Source organism: Faecalicoccus acidiformans, from assembly GCF_014202635.1.
GTDB lineage: Bacteria > Bacillota_I > Bacilli_A > Erysipelotrichales > Erysipelotrichaceae > Faecalicoccus > Faecalicoccus acidiformans.
Genome location: NZ_JACHHD010000001.1, coordinates 1 through 20,103, shown reverse-complemented (window position 1 = coordinate 20,103; position 20,103 = coordinate 1). Strand labels below are relative to the sequence as shown.

General features: G+C 33.9%; 17 protein-coding genes and 1 pseudogene. 8 read left to right on the top strand and 10 right to left on the bottom strand.

Annotated features, from left to right (window positions below; genetic code table 11):
* Positions 1–70: 70 nt before the first annotated feature.
* Genes HNQ43_RS00090 through HNQ43_RS00075 form a run of 4 tightly spaced genes read right to left on the bottom strand, consistent with a single transcriptional unit; the run spans position 71 to position 7,354 of the window.
* Positions 71–4,627 carry a leucine-rich repeat protein gene (locus tag HNQ43_RS00090; RefSeq protein ID WP_183373657.1) on the bottom strand — a complete coding sequence of 1,519 codons (4,557 nt, stop codon included), beginning with the start codon at positions 4,625–4,627 and terminating at the stop codon, positions 71–73.
* A gap of 23 nt (positions 4,628–4,650) precedes the next feature.
* A complete protein-coding gene (locus HNQ43_RS00085) occupies positions 4,651–5,568 on the bottom strand; it encodes a hypothetical protein (RefSeq protein ID WP_183373655.1) in 918 nt (305 codons plus the stop codon).
* 13 nt (positions 5,569–5,581) lie between these two features.
* Entirely contained in the window at positions 5,582–6,601 is a 1,020-nt protein-coding gene (locus HNQ43_RS00080) for a putative periplasmic lipoprotein (protein ID WP_183373653.1), read from the bottom strand.
* Positions 6,602–6,613: 12 nt separating this feature from the next.
* Positions 6,614–7,354 carry a putative periplasmic lipoprotein gene (locus HNQ43_RS00075; RefSeq protein ID WP_183373651.1) on the bottom strand — a complete coding sequence of 247 codons (741 nt, stop codon included), beginning with the start codon at positions 7,352–7,354 and terminating at the stop codon, positions 6,614–6,616.
* A 180-nt stretch (positions 7,355–7,534) separates the two neighbouring features.
* Here HNQ43_RS00075 and HNQ43_RS00070 point away from each other — a divergent pair, with 180 nt between their 5' ends.
* The 6 genes from HNQ43_RS00070 to HNQ43_RS00045 all read left to right on the top strand — a co-directional run bounded on the left by HNQ43_RS00070 (position 7,535) and on the right by HNQ43_RS00045 (position 11,894).
* A complete protein-coding gene (locus HNQ43_RS00070; protein WP_183373649.1) occupies positions 7,535–8,242 on the top strand; it encodes a LytR/AlgR family response regulator transcription factor in 708 nt (235 codons plus the stop codon).
* A gap of 5 nt (positions 8,243–8,247) precedes the next feature.
* A complete protein-coding gene (locus HNQ43_RS00065) occupies positions 8,248–9,018 on the top strand; it encodes a hypothetical protein (RefSeq protein ID WP_183373647.1) in 771 nt (256 codons plus the stop codon).
* Positions 9,015–9,845 carry a sensor histidine kinase gene (locus tag HNQ43_RS00060; protein ID WP_183373645.1) on the top strand — a complete coding sequence of 277 codons (831 nt, stop codon included), beginning with the start codon at positions 9,015–9,017 and terminating at the stop codon, positions 9,843–9,845. The genes HNQ43_RS00065 and HNQ43_RS00060 overlap by 4 nt, the downstream gene beginning before the upstream one ends.
* Positions 9,846–9,847: 2 nt before the next feature.
* Complete coding sequence (locus tag HNQ43_RS00055) at positions 9,848–10,612, top strand: hypothetical protein (protein WP_183373643.1); 765 nt, start codon at positions 9,848–9,850, stop codon at positions 10,610–10,612.
* A gap of 3 nt (positions 10,613–10,615) precedes the next feature.
* Positions 10,616–11,374: a hypothetical protein gene (locus tag HNQ43_RS00050; RefSeq protein WP_183373642.1), complete on the top strand. Its 759-nt coding sequence runs from the start codon at positions 10,616–10,618 to the stop codon at positions 11,372–11,374.
* Positions 11,375–11,624: 250 nt separating this feature from the next.
* Complete coding sequence (locus tag HNQ43_RS00045) at positions 11,625–11,894, top strand: DUF6707 family protein (protein WP_183373641.1); 270 nt, start codon at positions 11,625–11,627, stop codon at positions 11,892–11,894.
* A gap of 135 nt (positions 11,895–12,029) precedes the next feature.
* Here the strand turns inward: HNQ43_RS00045 and HNQ43_RS00040 are convergent.
* Together HNQ43_RS00040 and istA are read right to left on the bottom strand one after the other, a co-directional pair.
* Positions 12,030–12,668, bottom strand: a pseudogene (locus tag HNQ43_RS00040) (ATP-binding protein); the annotation flags it as partial.
* Positions 12,669–12,771: 103 nt separating this feature from the next.
* Positions 12,772–14,316, bottom strand: a complete 1,545-nt coding sequence (gene istA / locus HNQ43_RS00035) for an IS21 family transposase (RefSeq protein WP_183373640.1) — start codon at positions 14,314–14,316, stop codon at positions 12,772–12,774.
* 176 nt (positions 14,317–14,492) lie between these two features.
* Between istA and HNQ43_RS00030 the strand changes: the two genes are divergently transcribed.
* Positions 14,493–14,930 carry a transposase gene (locus HNQ43_RS00030; RefSeq protein WP_183373639.1) on the top strand — a complete coding sequence of 146 codons (438 nt, stop codon included), beginning with the start codon at positions 14,493–14,495 and terminating at the stop codon, positions 14,928–14,930.
* Between the two features lie 430 nt (positions 14,931–15,360).
* On the opposite strand, the gene HNQ43_RS00025 is transcribed toward HNQ43_RS00030, so the two are convergent.
* The 4 genes from HNQ43_RS00025 to HNQ43_RS00010 all read right to left on the bottom strand — a co-directional run bounded on the left by HNQ43_RS00025 (position 15,361) and on the right by HNQ43_RS00010 (position 19,366).
* On the bottom strand, positions 15,361–16,395 hold the full coding sequence (locus HNQ43_RS00025; protein ID WP_183373635.1) for a hypothetical protein: 1,035 nt from the start codon (positions 16,393–16,395) through the stop codon (positions 15,361–15,363).
* Between the two features lie 29 nt (positions 16,396–16,424).
* Positions 16,425–17,108, bottom strand: coding sequence for an MBOAT family O-acyltransferase (locus HNQ43_RS00020; protein ID WP_342353945.1), 684 nt, complete (start codon positions 17,106–17,108; stop codon positions 16,425–16,427).
* Between the two features lie 2 nt (positions 17,109–17,110).
* The gene (locus HNQ43_RS00015; protein ID WP_183373633.1) at positions 17,111–17,620 is read right to left on the bottom strand and encodes an MBOAT family O-acyltransferase; all 510 of its coding nucleotides are present in this window, start codon (positions 17,618–17,620) and stop codon (positions 17,111–17,113) included.
* A gap of 381 nt (positions 17,621–18,001) precedes the next feature.
* A complete protein-coding gene (locus tag HNQ43_RS00010) occupies positions 18,002–19,366 on the bottom strand; it encodes a sugar transferase (RefSeq protein ID WP_183373632.1) in 1,365 nt (454 codons plus the stop codon).
* Positions 19,367–19,659: 293 nt separating this feature from the next.
* Between HNQ43_RS00010 and HNQ43_RS00005 the strand changes: the two genes are divergently transcribed.
* Complete coding sequence (locus tag HNQ43_RS00005) at positions 19,660–20,037, top strand: transposase family protein (RefSeq protein ID WP_183373631.1); 378 nt, start codon at positions 19,660–19,662, stop codon at positions 20,035–20,037.
* The last annotated feature ends 66 nt before the right edge of the window (positions 20,038–20,103 follow it).

The following is a 20,103-nucleotide window of genomic DNA, read 5'->3' as shown; positions in this document are numbered from 1 at the left end:
TACCATCTTTTTCGAACCTTAAACCACACTACGTTAAATTAGCGATTATACTGCTCTTGATAGAGTTATATTAAGTCGTTCTCTTTCGTATCAAAATAATTATCAGTAACGAAACTGTAGAAAGTACGAAAAACAGTAATGTGTCTCCAATTTTTACGCCTGTATTTTCCGAGTTTTTCTTCTCTTTCGAATCTTGACTCTCAGATTCGTCTTTCTTTTTGTCAGAAGTAGATTCTGAAGAATTTTGAGATTCTTGGGTTTGTTGTTCTTTTAGGTTTTTCTGGAATTGAGCATAGGCATTCTCCAATTGTTTCTGAAGCTCTTGGATTTCTTCCACACTTTGTGCCTTTTGAAGTTTTTCTTTGATTTGATCAATGATCGTCAGGAAATCTGATTTGATTGAATCATAGCCTTCCAGACTTTCAAGCGTATTCTCCAGTTCTTTCAATGTATCTTCAAATCGGTCTACAGTTTGTTGGAAATCATTTTCAGAATCACCTGTGAATTTATTTAAAGTAAGGGTGATATCCCGAGTAATCTCTTCCGTATCTGTTTGTATATATATTCGAGCAGGAATAGACACCTTATCCTGTGTAGAATTCATCAGGACTTCTAAACTTGCTTTAGAAATAGGCAACAATGAATCATAGTTAGCCACAATAGCACGGATTCGATCTTGAGATTGATTGTATGCAGTCTGATTGAAATCGGCTTTTGCGTTTACTTTTACTGCTGCATTTTCCATTCCCGAATTTGATGCATGATCAATGTCCAGTTGAATTCCCTTTACATTCTCCAATCCTTGCAACAAGTTTTGTAAATCCACTTGATACGCCGATTGTTCAATACCAGGTAAACTATAGGTTGTTAAATCTTGTTGGGTTAAAAAGTTAAAGAGATATGTCGTATCTTTTTCATCCGCTACACCATCCCCATTATAATTTGATGCAGCCAGCTGCATCTGCGTTAAAGACTTTTGATTCTTCATATTCAGAATATGATAACCATCAAACAAGTTTACTTGCGTATCGCTGTTGGAATCGCCGGGCAACATAGTCGATAAAACTTCATTCCCATTTTCATCTAAAATCACCGCACCTGTAGGAATAGAATCCCCAATCTTTAAAGGTGCATTGTCGTACATCAATTGACAGCCTAATTCATTTAAGAAGGTACTCATTTCCTCAGACAGTGTCTGGCCATATGGAACCACTAAAAACGGAAGATAGAAAAGATCTTCAATTTCCGAAGTAATTGTTTCCTGCCCTGGGAAAGATTCATGTACATTGAATTGATGTTTAGTGATATTTCCCTGGCTGTCCTGAATCAATAAATAAGCTTGTCCCGTATTCAATGCATTCACTGAAATCTCAGAATCGCCTTTGAGCACTAGTCTTCCTTGATCATCCAATGTTGCTCCATCTGCTTGTATGCTTATGACATTGGAACTGCCGTCGGCATCTTCCACCCACGCAAAGGATTCGGTATTTGAATCAGAAGATTGGACTTTAATTTTTTTCTGCATCTTCTTGATCATTGAGAAATAATTATCCAATCCTCCCTGTGTCATTACATGAACAGCACCTGATTCAAGTTTTCCAAAATATTTCCCTAACGCTTCTTCAAACAACTTATCATAAATGGAAACACCAGCACGATGTTCGATATCAAATGTTATCGGAATCTGTGTTGTGTTTTCGTCTGCATAGGAGACCAAAGTATCGGTTAAATAATACCGAACATCAACAAATGAAATAGCTGAGAAAAGAGTGCTCATCGCATTTCCGCTCAATCCGCCTAATTTAAGTATTGTCTGTAAAGTGGAAGCGGATTCTTTAAATCGATGGAGAGGTGATTTCCATAGAACATCTGTTTTCACTAGAACGGCTAATTTTTCACCTGGTTTAAACTCATCTTTTAAAACAATTCCATCCAATCCGAGATCTTGAGAATCTAAAGTATTCCAAGCCTCTTCTTCATCAACCACTTTTCCATCTTCAACCCAGGTGTATTTTTTTACCTGATATTGAGAGACATTTTTGATCTGATGCCGAACATCATAAATCGTATGATCTGAAACATTTTCCAATTCAAAGATCATTGTATATGGTTCGCCATAATAAGCTGCATCCGAACAATGTACCGTCAGTTGCATATCGGTTCCCGCATAGACATGCAAAGGATCTTGAGTTTTGAATGTATATTCAAAGGGATCATGAAAACTTGAAAATTCTCCTTTTAGAGTAGCGCTAATTCCATAATCACCAGTTTGATCACCGCGAATATACCAGTCTAATGATTCAGATTGTCCGCGATCAACCGATTCAATAATTTGTTGATTGGATTGTTCTCCAGTTGAAAGATCTGCCAATGAAAGTCCGCTTGGAAGCTGCAATTCGGCCGTACAATCTACTAATTTGTCCGTCAAAGATGTATTAACTACGACAAGCTGTACATGGAACATTTCTTTCAGCCATTTGGTTTGGCCCTGAACTACAATATACAAATATTCAGAAACTTTTGTAATCGTTATTTTTTCTGGAGCATCGATCACAAACACATTTCCAGTATTGGATTCATCCCCAAAATAGGATTTAATACCCTCTCCCTTATTGTTCTTAAAGATAACCGAAGGGATCGTATAGATTTCTAATCCGTCACTAAATTTCAGAGTTACTTCGTATTTAAACACATGTTCATTATCCGGGTCGTTGACATCGATTCCCGCCTCAAGAATCTCATCTCGTGTCATTTCGGTAACAGTCAATTCCCCAGTTACGACAGATCCTGTACTGATACCAATCTGAGGTACGGACACTTCTCCAGTTTCTAAAGTATATATAAAACTGCGATCCATATACCCTTCTTTGGAAACGACAATATCATAGGAACCATGAGGAACGAAAACTTTCGCTTTTCCTTCATCGTTGGTCATAGTCTGAAATGTATCTTTCCCATTCGATAACTTGATAAGTGCTCCTTCAATTGTATTCAAGTTCTGTGCATCGACTACTTCAAATTCAGCAAACGAATAGTCTGGATGTGCCTCAAAGTCCGGTTTGAGTATGGGTATGATCTCTTCTTCTTTATTTTGACAATGTTCACATATATGATATCGTTTTCCTTCATTATAATAAGTTGCCTCTTTTTCAATGACCCATTCTCCATAGGAATGGTCCAACTTATCTATTTTTTCTCCATCCTTTGTTTCATCACAACGAGTACAATGATGAGAACGCCAACCTTCTTCTGTACAAGTTGGTTCCTTATCAATAGTCCATTCTTCAGAGAAGTCATGTCCTAAAGCATCAATCACCTGTTCTTCAAATACTCCACAAGAACAAGTACGTTTTTTCAAACCGTCTTTTATACAAGTAGCTTCTTTTACAGTAACCCAATCTCCATATTCATGTTCATGAACTTCAAAAGAATAAAGAATATTGTTTTCCACCGCATATTTATGTGCAGCAGAATTCTCTTTACAGTAGATAGTAACATTATCACTGTGCTCAAAAACATTATCTTCAATTGTAGTTACACTTTCAGGAATATAAATATATTCTAAGTTAAAACAGCGTTTAAAAGCCGATTTACCTATTTTTGTGACAGTATCAGGAATTGTAATTTCTCTAATACCCGTTAAATTAAAGAGAGTCGATGGTATTTCTTTGATTCCTTCTCCGAAAACTATTTTTTCAAAATTACAGTTTGTGAAAGGGCCTTGAAAATAAAGATCTGAATCTGGATCAGCTCCTGTTTGAACTAAAGTAGATGGAATATTTATTGTTCTTATACTTGTACAATCACCAAATGCTTCTCTTCCCAGATGAGTCAATCCCTCGGGCAAAGTTACTTGTGTCAATGAAGTACAAGATAAAAAGGCTTGATTATCAATTTCTTTTAAAGTTGAAGGTAAATTAATCACTTTTAAAGTATCGCAACAATAAAAAGCATCCCTATTTATTTTAGTAATGGTTTCAGGTAGTTCTACTTCTATAACTTTCGAAAAAATAAACATACCTGCTGGTATTTCTATAAGTCCGGATTCAATAATTACTTTATCAATCGTTGAATTTGAAAAGGCACCTGAGGCCGTTTGTATAGAAGATGGAATAACAACTGACTCTAAAGAAATATTTCTAAATGATCCATCAATTATTTCTAAATTCTTAGGTAAAATCAGATTCCCTTGAAGACCACTATTTGAAAATGCCTCGTATCCAATTTCCTTCAAACTATTTGGGAAAATGACTGATTGTAAAGTTTCATTATTTTTAAAAACTTCACGATCGATTTTTGTAACTCCTTCAGGAATCACAACATGAGAATCATTACCGTTATAAGCCGTTAACACACCATCTTCTATCACAAAATCATCCTGGCTATATTCTGTAATCGTTTTTTCTTGTTCATCTGCATCTGCTTCAGACTCTATGTCTTTCTGGATGAGATCAGTTGATTCTTTTTGCAATGAATCTTCGTTTATCTCCTTATTTTGATTGGGATTATCTTCTACATTTGTACTTGTTTCGCCACTCTGTGTTGAATCTATTTGTAGAGAAAACACAGGATTGATTTGAGCGAGCGCAAGAATCAATACCAATGCACATGCAAAAATTTTTTTCATATTGAACCTCTATTTTTTGGAGATTAATCACTATATTCAATTGTGAATATACTTAAGTTTGGCATGCTTGTTCCGGTATCATCACAAGAATATGGAAATTGAACCTTACAACTTATAACACGTCCCTTTTTATCTAACTGAATTGTATTTGTAACATGTTCTGTAAAGGTATGATCTCCTGTAGTGAAGGCGCTGCTTCCAGTAGGGGAATCTTGAGCATCCTCTACTGTTGCGGTAACAATGTACTGAACGCCCTCCTCATTTTCATTTTTCTCTACTTTTACGCTGTCATTTTCTACATAGGTTCCATATAAAATCCAGTTTGACAAAACTCCAGAATAATTAAAATAATCTGTATTTAAATTTGATGCATGTAGAGCTTGATCATACGTGAATTCCGAAACCTCTACTCCTGGATTTGCAGGATCTTCTTCAGCCGGTAAACAACCAACACAATGAAAGGTTCCATTTTCCACAGTAATCTTATCTCCATTTAAAACAAAAATCGTATCCAATGTCCCTTGTGAAGCATCTAAAGAATCAAACTTATCAACGGTATCACCAGAATCTGTGTCAAACCCACGTAAATCAAGATAAGAATAGATTTCAAAACGTCCTGTTTTTTCTTGTGGGTCAATTGTCCCCTTCACAGTTTTTAAACTCATATCACCAAACATTCCACCAGTAGAAGAATGTATAGAAATATGGCGACTAAAGGCCTGGGTATGCGTAAAGGTCATCTTCTCTTCATCCATGATTTGATACGATAATTCCCGAATTTCTTCAATCAATTCATCTTCTTCGGTTTTTTTATCAACGATTGTAATACTTTCAGTCGATTCTTTATTCGTATTACCTGCACTAGTATCTTCTGATGCACTAGAAGAACAAGCGCTTAATCCTAAACTGATTAATAAACAACATAGAATAAACTTTTTCATTTCTAACACCTTATTATTCATCGATTTGGAATGTATCGCCTTCTCCAATTTCACCATTTTCATACATTGTAAAAAATGACTTAACTAAATCAGTATTAATCTCATCTTTTTTCATTTTAGAAAAAGTATTCGTAATCATTTCATCCGAAGATGTTGTTTTATCTTGATAAGCGGCAGTTTGTTTACTATGTTTAATCACTTGATTTATACAGTTATTGTCATCTAAAACAAGAATAATCTGATACAGATCATAAGTTAAAGAATCAATTTTTAAATCTTCAACTCCATAAACATCTAACGGGCTTCCAAAAGTATCATCTTCCATATAGAGTTTGTTAAATTCATCCATATCTTTAGGTTCTAATACAATCGCATCTTGGCCTTTTTCAGTTTCTTGAACCGTAACTTTGAAATCAATAAGATCTTCATAATTTCCATTAACATATAAATAAGTATTCACTTCTGAAGAAACGTTTCCTATTACAGTGTTCTTAGCATTTTGTTCCATCTCGTCTGGATCTGTGACCGGATCATTCTCGGAATTCTCTAAATACTCTTCATATGTATTATAAAAAGAACTAACTGTAATCTTATTTGGATCATTATAATCTTTTTGACCATTCATTTGATATCCTTTAGAAAGAGAACCATCATCAACGGACATATACAAACTAGAGCTATCTTCAGAATACGAATATGCCGTTCCATCTTCAAGCCAACAATCTTTTGTATCTTGCATTCCATCCCAGTTTTTAGGCGTAAGATCAACCTCTCCAATACCGCCAGTGCTATTATATTCTGCCGAAGGCAAGATATAAGTTCCCGATAACTCAGTATTTACACAAACTTGATATTCATAGGTTTCTACGGTATTTGTAATTAATTCACTAAGCGCAGAATAAGTGCTTTCTTCAAATTTTGTTTGAATATCTTCTATAGATGTTCCTGATGAAATTCCTACAGCTGTATTAGAGCTTGTAGCACAACCTGCTAAAACTAAAACCATTAATAAACCAATTATTTTATTCTTCATAATCTAAATCTCCTATTCTGCATAAATAATATTTTTGTATGTGAATTCTTCTGTGACTGTCCGAATTTGATCTGTCAAGATACCAGAATTTGTGAAAAGAGGACTAATCCAAGTAGATTTGAAATAAACGATATTTCCTTCATTGTCTAATTCGTACTCATAGTCTCTAGTCTCGTCATAAACGGCACCATTGCCTTGATCAATCGTCATTATCGTATGGAACACATACCGGACCCCATTATCCGTTTCTTCTTGCTGGGAAGTATACTCAACATACTCTTCATTGGGATTGGGTACATCTTTAGGAAACTTTTCAATATACCCAATTGAAAATTCATATCCGTCATTGTACTCAGCTGGAAGAATAGCATCCTCTCCCGCCTTTTTTGTGATTGGACCTTCCATATCCATTTCATTTCTTTTCGTATCCGGATCATCATTATCTACTTTTACATCACCATAATTTCCCTCAAACACTTCGTTTTGAACATCGGTCCATGTACCAGAAATCGTAGTTTTCGAATACTTATAGAATTCATTCATGGGTGTATCTTCCTCAACAAAGTCCATATCAAAGCTTTCCGCTTCTTTTAGTTTTTCTATCGAATCTTGAACAATAACTTCTGGTGTCTTTTCTAATTCAGTCTGCACAATTTGCGTGTCTTCATCCTTTTTATCCAGTGTCTGTGAAGAATCTGCAGCGCAGCCAGCCATCAAAAAAGCCGACAAAAAAAGAATCATCGTTTTCTTCATAAATTCACCCTTTCTTTTCTTTCTCCTTTATTGATTTCATTATACATAGAACAAAAAAAGAATAGGGCTAGCTGTCCCCAAACGCAAAAGAACTGTCTCAAAATGCAGATTGAGGCAAAAATCACAAAATACAACAATCGTATTCTATGATAAAATAGAGAAGCAGAAAGGATAACCCAAATGCTACAGATCATTCTTTGTGAAGATGATCCTAAACAAAAGGAACGTATTATTAAAATCGTTAAAAATGTCAATCTTCACACAAACATACAGTATTATTCTTTTGAATCGGCCAAAGAACTCTTTGAAGCTGACTTGGATCTTTCGATTCCTACCATTTTTTTAATGGATATCGTGTTGGACCAGGAAGACGGAATAGAGATGGCAAATAAACTCCATACATCATTTCATCATTCCGTTGTCATCTTTATCAGCGCCTATTTAGAAAAAGTTACGGATATTTATGAAACAAAACACTGTTATTTTATTTATAAACCAGAATTAGAAATGCGCATTGAGAAAGCTTTGAACAAGGCTTTCTCAATTGTTGTGTCCATGCATAAACAGATTTGTGTTCACTCAGGAACCAGACAAATGCTGATTCATTTAGAAGACATTATCGCAGTGGAAAGAATCAAGCGCTATAGCTTGATTTATTTGTCCAAAGAAACCATTCGTGTCAATGAAAACTTCGATGAGCTAGGGCTTGAGATCAATTCTCAATTTCATCAGTGCCATCGCAGTTTTTTGATCAATTTTAACCATGTAAAAGAATTGAACCGAACCGATTTTATTACCGATACCGGATTCATGATTCCAATTAGCCGGACATACTCCAAAAAGATTCAGAAGGCTTTTCAAGACTATCTGGTTCATCAGTTTTACTAAGTTTTATGTTCAATTATTTTTTCTATATATTCCAAAGTCTTGCATGGGCGTGGTTCTTTTCAAAGTATTTAACTTCTACGCATCCTAAAAAAGCTTTTTGGATCGTTTGGTTCTTTTATTTACTCATTATCTATCCTATTGCGATCTCTTTATTTTCGCATTATGCCTTTAAAGTGGTTCTTTTAATGGCTTTGGTTTTTGCTATGTTGTGTTTGGTCTATAAAGAAGAAAAGAAAACAAAAATACTAGGCGCTGTCTTGCTCTACCAGTTGGGAGTCCTGTTGATGGAATTTCTGTTTATTCTGTTTTTATTCTCTTTCTCGACACAAAACGGCACGGATTTTTTCTTAAACCAACAGTCTTATCCTGTATTTTTTTCAATATTGCAGTGTGTGCTGCTAGTTATCGTCTACAAAGCTCTTCTCTATTGTTTTCATGAGAAGGATGTACTCAAAAATAAAATCGTGTTTATCGTATCTTGTCTAGCCCTCGTCTTACAAATATTTTGTTGGATGTCGGCAATTTTTGTAGAATCGGATACTTTATTTACTTTCTACAGCCTGGGTATCTTGCTTCTTTTTTTTGGCTTCAACTTCGGGGTATTTGCCTATTTGGTCCAGCAACAAAAAAAGGAAAAGCTGGAGAAAACAATCCAAGCCCTGGAAAGTTCTTATACAGATATGGCGCTTTCTTCAAAAGCCTGGAACAAAGAAACCTATTCAAAACTGCGTCATGATTATCTAAACTTTATACAATCTAAGGAGTCTTCGCTATGAGTTATATTATCAAACTATTTCATCAAAGATCATTAAATGTCTATTTTATTTTTGTAAACCTTATTATTTTTACTATTACGATTCTTTTACGCTTTCATTCTGATACGCCCTATAAAACGATGATCACCTTGATGCTTGTTGCTTTAGAGTGCTTTTCTTTTTTTCTGCTGATCAAGATCTTTCAGGATTTAAAAAAACAAACGGAAGAAGAGATTAAACGAGAGACGCTCTACCAGCAAAAGAAGATCCAAGATGAACATCTATTGGCTATGATGCAAGCAGATCAGGATATCGAAAAATTATCAAAACAATTGGAAATCTTAAAGAATTCTTCTTCGGATACGATTGATCCGCAATTTAAGGAGGAGATGGACAATTTGTTTATTTCTTATTGTCCCAACAAGATCGTAGATGCGATTTTATATCATAAATCCTTTTTAATGAAGAAAAATCACATTCGCTATCTGGTAAAAGCCAGTGTCAAAGAAGATCTCGTTCTAGAGGATTTTGCGATTCTGTCTGTTTTAAACAATTTGATTGACAATGCGATGGAAGCATGTACTGCTCACAACATATCCAAACCATATGTCGATGTTTCCATACACACACAAGCCAATTACTTAATCATTCAAGTAAAAAATCCAATATCTCCTGAAATGACGGACTTACCTAAGAAAAGCACAAAAAAAGACCGCCGCGAACATGGCTTAGGTCTAGGGATCATTGAACAACAATGTAAAAAACACCATGGCAGTTTTACTGTTGAGATCAATGAAAAAGAACACGCGATTACTTGTACGGCGACTTTACGTCTGGAGAATGAATAGATATGTCTTTACTAGGTCTTTTAATCTTCCTAATTCAAAGCTTGGCATTTGCGTATTTCTTTACTGGCTTTTTAGGAGCAAAGAACAGATTAAAAAATGGCATTTTGATCGTATTGGCATTCAATTTGATCTTTGAACCAATCGCAATTTTTATCAATAACAGTTATATCACGATGCCCACTACGATGGTTTTGACCTTTATATTGCTGCGAATGTTATTTAAAGAAGAAAGCATAAAACGCTGCATCTTAGCGGTGTTTTTCTATGAAGGATGTATGATTCTTTGCGAAATGATATCTCTGATCTTTTTATTATTAGTAGGAATCAATCCAACACCGGCAATTTCCACATATCAATATGCGATAGGTTTTTATATTCTTCATTTTACCTTGATGATGGTTTCCTTTACATTCATCATTTACCGTTTTAAATCGAACAGAACAATAGAAGATGCCTATATGCCTTGGGAATCCATTTTATTGGCTATGGCAATTCTCACTTGTATCATCACCACATCTTTCTATTATACGATGAGCATTTCGACTTTACTGATCTATTCTTGCTTGTTTATAATCACTGCGATTTTTCTATTTAAGAAAAATATAGAATACCAGAACAGAAAAAAACAAGAAATCACGTTGCAGTATCTTCAGGACAGTCTTCATAAACAAGCTCAAAAATATATCCAACTAAAAAATGAAGAACAATTTCGAAAGCTTCGCCACGATTATATAAACTTCATAGAACAAAGAAACAATGGGAGATAAAGAATGTTAGGACTCGGAATACTTATCTACAGCATACAAGTTACATCGTTTGCTTACTTTTTTACTTTCTTTTTTCATAATGAACATAAGATAAGAAACTTTATTCTCATGATGTTGATCTTTGTTCTTATCATGGGACCTGTATCTCAACTCATCAACAACAGCTATATTACGATTCCGACAGGGATGATCATGGTCTACATCATGTTACGTATCTTATTTCGTGAGGAATCAAAAATGCGTTGTTTATGGGCTACCATCATATGGGAATTCATCATGTTTTTTTGTGAAATCATCATGTTGGCCATGTTGTTACTATCCGATACCGAAATACAACAAGTCACTTTTTTTCATCAATATACTTTATGGTTTTATGTGGTCCAATATATTTGCCTATTGATTTTTTACTCTCTGGCTATTGTTCTTTTTGGGCCAAAGGAAGCCTCAGATCCACAGACCATCATTTTAGAAAGCATATTGATGGCCCTACAGATCCTAAGTTTTCTTTTATGTACATGCATCGTTTATGAAATCAATCTGTACTTAATCGTTCTTTACTCTGTGCTCTTTTTATTATCCGTACTCTACTTATTTAAAAAACTGATTCAATTTCAAGAACAAAAAAAGCAGAAAGTAACAGCACACTTCCTGCAAGAACAATTAAATCAGCAGATTGAGCATTATATACAATTAAAGCAGCAAGACCAGTTTCGTAAACTCAGACATGATTATATCAACTTTATGGAACGCTTCTCAGAATGATCCTGTTTGATGATATGGATCCGAATTGTGCATCTGGAAGAACAAATAAACATACTTGAAAAGAACTTAACAAGGATTTTAAAATCGGCGCAGCCTGTAAGACAAATATAGTATATCAAATTCCTTTCCTACATATTTTTTTCTTTTAACTCAATCGCCATATACAGTACCATTGTCATAACGAATAAAAGCACAATGGACATCAGAAGCCAATTTATTTCAGTTGCATTGAAGAGAAGGAGGTAAAATCATGAACGAAACTATACAAAATATTATGGATACTGTAAATAAAAAAGGTGTTCAAAGCAACTGTAAAAAAATCTTAAAAAAATGCAGTATGAAATCTGCGAAAGATACAGGGCTGATTACTGAATTAGCAATATGGCTATATGTTTATGATTATAAAAGCGAAGCTGTATCGGTATGCGATCTATTTAAAAATGAAAGTTTTGATGGAAACTATACATTATGGGATAATACTGATCATGCCTGGTGTTTGAAAGCCAGAATTCTAAGATGAGTATTCCGTTAACTGAAGTCCATCCTGTACGATAGAGAAGTCCACTCAATCCGCTTATGAAGTCCACCATTTTATAAATATAAATACGTAAAGAAGTCCACATAAAAACACGGCTATTTAAACCGTGCTTTTTTACTATTTGGATCTATTCAATTTTGAATATGTTTCTCTTAATGACTTTCCATGAAGTGTGATCATATAGGAGGAATTGACGATGCGATCCAGTATCGCATCTGCGATTGGACCACCATCCAATGATTGATGCCATCCATCAAATGAATACTGGCTGCAGAAAATAGTTGATTTTTTGTTACACCGTTTTTCCATCAACTCTAATAAGTCACTTCGTTCTGTTTCGTTCGTTGGTTTCAATAAAAATTCATCCAGTATAACCAGATCATACTTTCCGAGTTTGTTCAGATACTCGTTATATTTCCCCTGGATCCTCATTTCTTCAAATTTTGAGAAAAGTTCTGGTAAACGGATATACAATACCGTTTTTCTGTTCCGACATGCATGTACTCCCAGAGCGTTGGATAACCAGGTCTTACCGCATCCAGATGCACCTACGAATATTATATTTAATCCGTTGTCGATATATCTATTGGTTGCCAGTTCTTCCATCTGGGAACGGTTCAATTGTCTTTCAGGATTATAGTCAATAGATTCTAAGTTCGCTGTAGAATCATAGAATTTAGCGTTTCTGATATTTTTCTCTATCGTATGATTGATTCGACTGTCATATTCCATATCTATCATTTCGCCAAATCTTTCATCGAACGATAGCTAGCTGTAATCAGGATCGGATGACTGCATTTCATATCGTTCCGCTATGACCGGTAACTTCATTTGTTTGAGTTTCATGATCAATTCTTTTCTATCCATTCCGTTTTCCTCCATAATAGTCTTTCCCTCTCACAAAGGCATACTCGACGGTCTCTTTTTGAGAAGTTTGGGTTTTCTTCTTCCTGTCTTGATTTGACTGCAGTATCATTCTAATATTTCTATAGCTAGGCTGGCTGATGTGCTCCAACGCCAATTGACACGCATCTTCCAGTCTAGTTTTTCCATATTTATCCGATAATTTCAGAAGGGACATACACCCCTTATAGGCCTGTTCCTCCACTTTATATCGGTTGAATAATTTCTGGACGACTGTCATTGTACTTTCACCGATTGAAGCGGCCCATCGTATAAAACGGTCCTTGTTCCAGAGGAATCTTTGATGTTTTTCCGGCATATGGCTCTCATTGGTTGAATATTGATTGATTCGTCCATAAAGACGATCATGGGAACATACCTGGTTCATCTTATAGTAGACGGTCACCGAACGTTTTGTGAGTTTCACATCCACATAATGACCGACATATTCATAGGGAACGGAATAGTTCATTTTTTCAACCGATATATGATAATTAAGCTGGACTTTGGCACGCTTCCATTCACTCAATTCAAAAGGGTATTTCGGTAAAGGTTTCATAAATGGAAATTCTTCATCCATGTAGACCGATTTTCTAGAGCCTTCCTTCTTTTGAAAAGGTTTTGAATTAAACGTATCCAATTCTTTGAGTATCGCTTCATTCAGTTCTTCGAATGAAAAAAACTTTCGATTTCTAAGTTTTCCAACGATAGCTATCGTACAATCTCCGACCGCACCCTCAACCGCTGCTTTATCTTTCGGCCTACGTACTCTGGTAGGAAGTATTGTCGTATCATAGTGATCTGCCATTTCCTGATAGGACTTGTTGAGAACAGGATCTTCATATTTTCTGTTGGAGATAACCCCGGTTTTCAGATTGTCGGGGACAAGTAATCGGGTAACACCTTCAAAATACCGGAAAGCGTGGATATGGCAATCGATCCAGTCGCCGATCTTCATGCTCGGACAGGCACGGACAAAGCTGCACATACTGAATGGAAGGGTGGCTTCAAATAGATAAGCAGTGATTCTTTCACCGGTGTACCGATCATAAATGTACATACATGTTCCATTCCAATCCACCATCATCTTATCGCCTGGCTTGTGATTGATATGGATGGTCATGTTGTGCTTTTTCACGTGATCACGATATCTTTCACAAAAGTAACTGTACTGATAGAAAGGGACATTGATGGACCGACAAGCATCTGCATATTCTTCCCGCAACAGTTTGATCGTCGTGCCGGGTTTCAACAGTTCCTTATGAACATAGTCGAAATCCGGCTGCTTGATTGACAGATTGATTTTCACCTCTTCTTCGAACAATAATTTTTGGACATCGTATTCACTAAGATCTTGAATAGATGACCAACAGATTTTTTTAGAGTCAGCGGCATTGAATATTTTTCTAACTGTATCTCTTGATACTTTTGTGGCGCGCGCAATATCTCGCTGACTATGGTTTTGAGATCTCATTTCCAAAACCCTTTTAACATCTCGCATAAAAAAACACCTCCGATTCCACAAGATATTAAAATGAGATAAGCATCGCATACATATCTTATAGAACAAGAGGATAGAATAAAACCAGGATACGCCACTTATAAATGATCATGATAAAAAATTTAATTTCTGATGGACTTGTCTAACGGATTAAGTGGACTTCGTCACCGTAATACATGGACTTATTTTGCCGTATTGAGTGGACTTCTCACTCCGTAATAATCAATGATCTGAAAAACGCAGAAAAAAGACTGGATGAACTGATTGATATTTATAAGGATTGTAATATCCCGATTTTCACGGAGTTCGGCTGTCTGCTGACTCGATATCACGACTCGATAGTTAATTCTTTTATTTATGTAAAGGACAAGAACATAACTGAAGCGGCGTTACGAAGACTTTCAAACGGCCCTTTAGAATCTTTCAACAATTTTCCATCTGCGCTTAGAGCTCAATCCCATGGAATATCAAACTTTCAATTTAATCGAAATAGGATCTTATGGGCACTTAGAGATGATGCTCCTATGCGATTGATTCCTCGTCCGGATAAAGAGATTCATAAACCAGGAAAGAAAAGAGGCAGCTATAAGAAAACTAAAAAGAGCCGGCAATAAAAAACCTCTGGAAGATATCACGATTTGATGATATCAATCCAGAGGTAATTTTTATCAAACCCCAGTTGTTGACCCCCGGTTAAGTTTGGATAATGGGCATCCCCCAGTTAATGACCCCGGTTGTTGACCCCAACTACTTTTGTAAAACCCCGGTTAACTTTGGTTACCCTATGAAAGTGTCTACTTTCTGTTGACTAGTGCAGCAGGGAGCATAACGGAAATATTATATGCCAACAAGAAAAAAAGGGGTCAATTCACAGACCCCTAAATTGGTCCCCCAGATTCTCCCCCAAATTGAAAACCCCTAATTATTTTGGATACCCTTTAAAATCGAGCGGGGTGGAAACGCCCCGCTAGAATTTAAAGCACCAAAACTACATCATCCGGTACATTCCTAAACGATATAACGATTCGTTAAATGGAATACTCATTAGTCCTCAAACATTTCTTTATAATCATAATTTTTGGCTGTAATCCTCCAATTATCAAGAATATCTTGATAATTGTCCGTAGTTAATAGACTATTATTATCTGCCATTAATTTTACAATTTCTACATTAATGTCTTCACAGTAGTGTCCTAGATCCTTATAATTATTTAAATTAGTGACTATATCCAAATTGTCCTGAAAATAGTATAATTTAACATTTTCAAATTTTAATAGTTTTTCACAAGCAAATTTTTGAAGATCAATTTCATAATCGATTCCTGATCCAACACTATATGTAAACCACTGTGCCATGCTATATGGAGGAAAAAAAATATAGAACTGACAGTTTGGATTATCTGATATATATTTAGTTATTCTACTTAAATTTTGATCCACAATTAAACGGGAATCACCATTAAATATTTGATAATTGCTGGTATCTTCATAGTATGAATATCCCGCTAAACAATTTTCTTTTGAAAACTCAAATTCATCATTCCAATTATATGCAAATTCCATTGGAGACAATGATTTATTCTCATTAAAAGATGAATTTAGTTCCATAAACAAATTCTTATTATATAAATATTGAAAAGTTGACTCCAAGTTTTTTTCATAAACATATGAGGGTATAAATGGATAAAAATCTTCTGTAGCACTAAATAACATATAATCATCTAAACTAATAAAAACCTTTTTTACATCATTTTTTGAATTGAATATTTGTGAGAGTGATAATTCAATATTATAAGAATTTGATCCACTATAGGATAGTTTAATTGGATAGGTTTTAAAATATAATTCAAAGGTACTTGGTTTAAAATTTTCAGTCATGCTTGATCCAATAATAGCTGAATCATATGTAAAATTATTAGCAATACCACTATTTTGATAAATTTCATTAGATATAGAGTATTCTCCTTTTGGTGATTTAAATTTAAAAATATAATCTGAGTCATATACAATAAAACACCAAATAAAATTTAATATAAAAAAAACAACAAATATCGTTATAAAAAATCTTTTATTGCTCATACAATGATATACTCCCAAAAATCAATCAGTTAAAACATTTCATAAATAAAAGTAACAACCTCATTCATATTTAATAAGCTCCAAAACCCCATAAAACAATAAAGAAAAACAAATCTATATTTTTTAAACTTTATAAAATTTTCTTTCACTTCTAAGATTATATTTTTCTCAATCATAACATAAAGAAAGATTAACAAAATCGCTATTACAAACATTAGTTCCGTATGTTCAATCATCTTCGATAAACCAATAAATGATAAAAGCATATTAATCTCCGGAAAATGTATAAGGTTTGTTAAGGAAACATCTAATGGTTGAAAATCACAAACCATAATCTTTTTAATTATAAATATAGCATCATTGATATTATTTGACCTAAAAAACACCCAACATAACATTACAATTCCAAAAGTTATTATCCATCTCAAAGCAGGAGTGATCCTATTGAATTTTTCATTCAATAATTTATTCATACATAATATAGTTCCATGAATTAATCCCCAAATAATAAAGGTGTAATTTGCACCATGCCAGAAACCACTAATAAAAAAAACTATCATAGTATTTGTGTACATAACAACTTTTCCTCTTCGGTTCCCACCTAAAGGTATGTAAATGTATTTTGTTAAAAAAGAAGTCAGGCTAATATGCCACTTTTTCCAAAACTCTGTAAATGAATATGACTGATAAGGAAGATTAAAATTTAGAGGTATTTCTATGATAAAAACTTAGCTATTCCGGCAGCTATTTCTGAGTATCCACTAAAATCAAAATAAATCTGTAATGTGTAACAAAAGGCAAATAAAAATGCTGTTGTAGAATTAAGATCAGACAAGTTTAAATAAATTGTATTTACAATCTTACCTAATGTGTCTGCGATTATGACTTTTTTAAATAATCCATGGACAAATATTATAAAAGCTCCACTTAGATTTTCATAATTGATTTTCTTATTTGAATCATCTAGAAATTGATTAATAACCTGATTATGGCGTACAATCGGTCCTGAAGTTACCCATCCAAAAAATAATAAGTGCAGTGCATATTCAATAAATGGATACCGAATCACGTTTTCATTTCTGTATAAATCAACAAGAAAAGAAATCTGTTGAAATGTAAAAAAACTAATTCCTAAAGGAACTGCAAGTTTTAATAAGGAATACTTTGTTTTAAAAATCGCATTAATATTTTCTATAAAAAAATTATTATATTTAAATATCATCAATGTTCCAATATTGATGACAAGAAATACTATTAATAGTTTTTTTCTATTAATTTTGGTTTCAATTTTCTGAATCAGTAGATAATAACAATAATTAAACAATATACTAAAAAAGATAATAATAGATATTTGCGAATTCATCAATAAGTAAAAAAAAGACGAGATAATCAACAAATAAATATTACAAAACTTAGGGTAGAATCTCCCCAAAACATAATACATCATTACCGATAAAGGTAAATACGCTAAAATGAACGAATAATCAAACAGCGACATTGTCTCTTCCTCAATTAGTTTTAATAAATTTATAAGATGTTTAAGTTATTTGCTTTTAAGTTATCTAAAATGATATTTCAAAATGTAATAAATAATGGCCAATACCTATCACCGAGCATTCGCATCTTTACCGCCCAATATAGTTTTGATGGTACGAATCAATATAGTCATATCAAGCCATAAACTATAGTTTCTAAAATAATAGTCATCTAACGAAAGTCTTGTCACAAAATCTGTATCACTTCTACCATGCGTTTGCCACATACCAGTTAACCCTGGTTTCATTTGAATAATCGTATGATAGAAATCCCCCATATCCTCTTTTTCTCTAGGAAGATATGGACGAGGCCCGATTAATGACATTTCCCCTTTAATTACATTAATAAATTGTGGAAACTCATCAAGACTTGTTCTACGTAAAAATTTACCTGCTTTAGTAATTCGAGGATCATTAACTAACTTTTTGTTTGTCAAATATTCTTCACGAATTGCAGGATCTGTTCTCATTAATACTTCTAACTTCTCTTCAGCATTTTCAATCATGGTTCTAAATTTATAGATAGTAAATTCTTTTCCATCTTTACCAATTCGTATCTGTCTAAACATAACAGGACCATAATCCCCCTCTTTATGGTTCTTACGACGGACAAAGAAATACAAAGGAATTAGTAATATAAACCCTACGATTCCTCCTATAATATCTAAAATTCGTTTGAAGAATCGAGAGGTAAAAGTGATCTTACTTTGAGCAGTAGAAATCATCAATAACCCATCAAAGTCATCAATTCGAGAATCAAAAGTAACTAACGTTTCCGTTCTAGGTAACACTTTAATTTCATTCACTTTATCATTCAATAACTTTAATAAGATTTCAATATCACTGCTGATTAATTGTGGAACTGCAATAATAACTGTAGTAATCTTCTCTTTTTGAATTACTTTCTCAATTTCATCTAACGGAAAAATGCGATAATCTTCAACCACTTTCACTTGTTGGTATGCATGAGGTAATAAAGAAGAATTATTGCAATTGATAAATGCTCGTACATCCATCAAAGAAAATCTATTATTTTTAATTGTTCCACTTAATTTCTCAGCTGTATGACCCATTCCGATAATTAATACATTTTTCTTGAAATAAGATCTAAACCAAATATGAGAATATCGAGAAAAAAGCAAGCAAAAAAATGCTGATAGTAATGTTATCAACAATAGATAAAATATCTCTTGCCATTGTGTGATTCTAAAAAACAAAATTGATATGATGAAAAACCAAGCATGACTAATCAATATCACCTTGATTTCTTCCCATATCAATAATACATTGTCTCGATAACGGCCACACATTAACTGAACAAACGAAAAAAGCACAACTAATCGCCAATGATAGTTTAAATTAAATTGAAATATCGCAAATAAAAGAATGATCAATAATATATCTACAATAAAATTTACCAGAGCAATTCTCTTCATAATATCAAATCCTAAAATCAACGCTAGAATAATACCATAAAGATATTAATAAATCGAGTTTATATTTGTTATTTACTCTATATTATTTATCAAATGTGCTTATTTTGGGTATTTAAATTATCGTAGGGTTTTTAAACGCTTTAAGAAATCATAGGGTCGATATCATGTCGACCTTTAAATTATTGTAGGGTCAATTGATTCCCATTTTTTCCATGAAAAAGTCCTTTCGTATTAGAATGTTCTTGCTCACACATTCATGCGAAAGGAGTGGTAATTTGTCCCTTACCAATGAAATGATATCAGATGTTCTCAACCTCTCTCAAGATGACATTGAGCATCTCTCTTCTTGCCGAATCAATAACACCCTTGTCATTAACGTTCGCCTAAAGAAAAAAACTTGTTCCTGTCCAAATTGTGGATCGTTTTCTATCAGAATCAAAGAATATAAGCTGCGAAAGATTCATCATTCTCTTTTGAGCCTGGATCCTTGTATTCTTAACTACCAGGCTCGACGTTATATTTGTTCTGACGGCGGAATCACTTTCTATGAAGATAATCCATTTTCAAATCAAGGTGTTAATATTAGTAATTTAACGATTCTGAATGTTTTGAAAGAACTGAAAGAACCAAATGCGACCTTTTTGAATATTTCGCCTATAATTAGGCCATGATTTCGCTGTGCGTGTACCACCGATTCGCATAAAATATACCAATTGATGGTCATTGAATATTTCGCA

Excerpts from the sequence above, each read along its gene's own strand:
- HNQ43_RS00090 (WP_183373657.1), bottom strand. The coding sequence starts at position 4,627 with ATGAAAAAAATTTTTGCATGTGCATTGGTATTGATTCTTGCGCTCGCT.
- HNQ43_RS00085 (WP_183373655.1), bottom strand. The coding sequence starts at position 5,568 with ATGAAAAAGTTTATTCTATGTTGTTTATTAATCAGTTTAGGATTAAGC.
- HNQ43_RS00080 (WP_183373653.1), bottom strand. The coding sequence starts at position 6,601 with ATGAAGAATAAAATAATTGGTTTATTAATGGTTTTAGTTTTAGCAGGT.
- HNQ43_RS00075 (WP_183373651.1), bottom strand. The coding sequence starts at position 7,354 with ATGAAGAAAACGATGATTCTTTTTTTGTCGGCTTTTTTGATGGCTGGC.
- HNQ43_RS00070 (WP_183373649.1), top strand. The coding sequence starts at position 7,535 with ATGCTACAGATCATTCTTTGTGAAGATGATCCTAAACAAAAGGAACGT.
- HNQ43_RS00065 (WP_183373647.1), top strand. The coding sequence starts at position 8,248 with ATGTTCAATTATTTTTTCTATATATTCCAAAGTCTTGCATGGGCGTGG.
- HNQ43_RS00060 (WP_183373645.1), top strand. The coding sequence starts at position 9,015 with ATGAGTTATATTATCAAACTATTTCATCAAAGATCATTAAATGTCTAT.
- HNQ43_RS00055 (WP_183373643.1), top strand. The coding sequence starts at position 9,848 with ATGTCTTTACTAGGTCTTTTAATCTTCCTAATTCAAAGCTTGGCATTT.
- HNQ43_RS00050 (WP_183373642.1), top strand. The coding sequence starts at position 10,616 with ATGTTAGGACTCGGAATACTTATCTACAGCATACAAGTTACATCGTTT.
- HNQ43_RS00045 (WP_183373641.1), top strand. The coding sequence starts at position 11,625 with ATGAACGAAACTATACAAAATATTATGGATACTGTAAATAAAAAAGGT.
- istA (WP_183373640.1), bottom strand. The coding sequence starts at position 14,316 with ATGCGAGATGTTAAAAGGGTTTTGGAAATGAGATCTCAAAACCATAGT.
- HNQ43_RS00030 (WP_183373639.1), top strand. The coding sequence starts at position 14,493 with ATGGACTTATTTTGCCGTATTGAGTGGACTTCTCACTCCGTAATAATC.
- HNQ43_RS00025 (WP_183373635.1), bottom strand. The coding sequence starts at position 16,395 with ATGAGCAATAAAAGATTTTTTATAACGATATTTGTTGTTTTTTTTATA.
- HNQ43_RS00010 (WP_183373632.1), bottom strand. The coding sequence starts at position 19,366 with ATGAAGAGAATTGCTCTGGTAAATTTTATTGTAGATATATTATTGATC.
- HNQ43_RS00005 (WP_183373631.1), top strand. The coding sequence starts at position 19,660 with ATGATATCAGATGTTCTCAACCTCTCTCAAGATGACATTGAGCATCTC.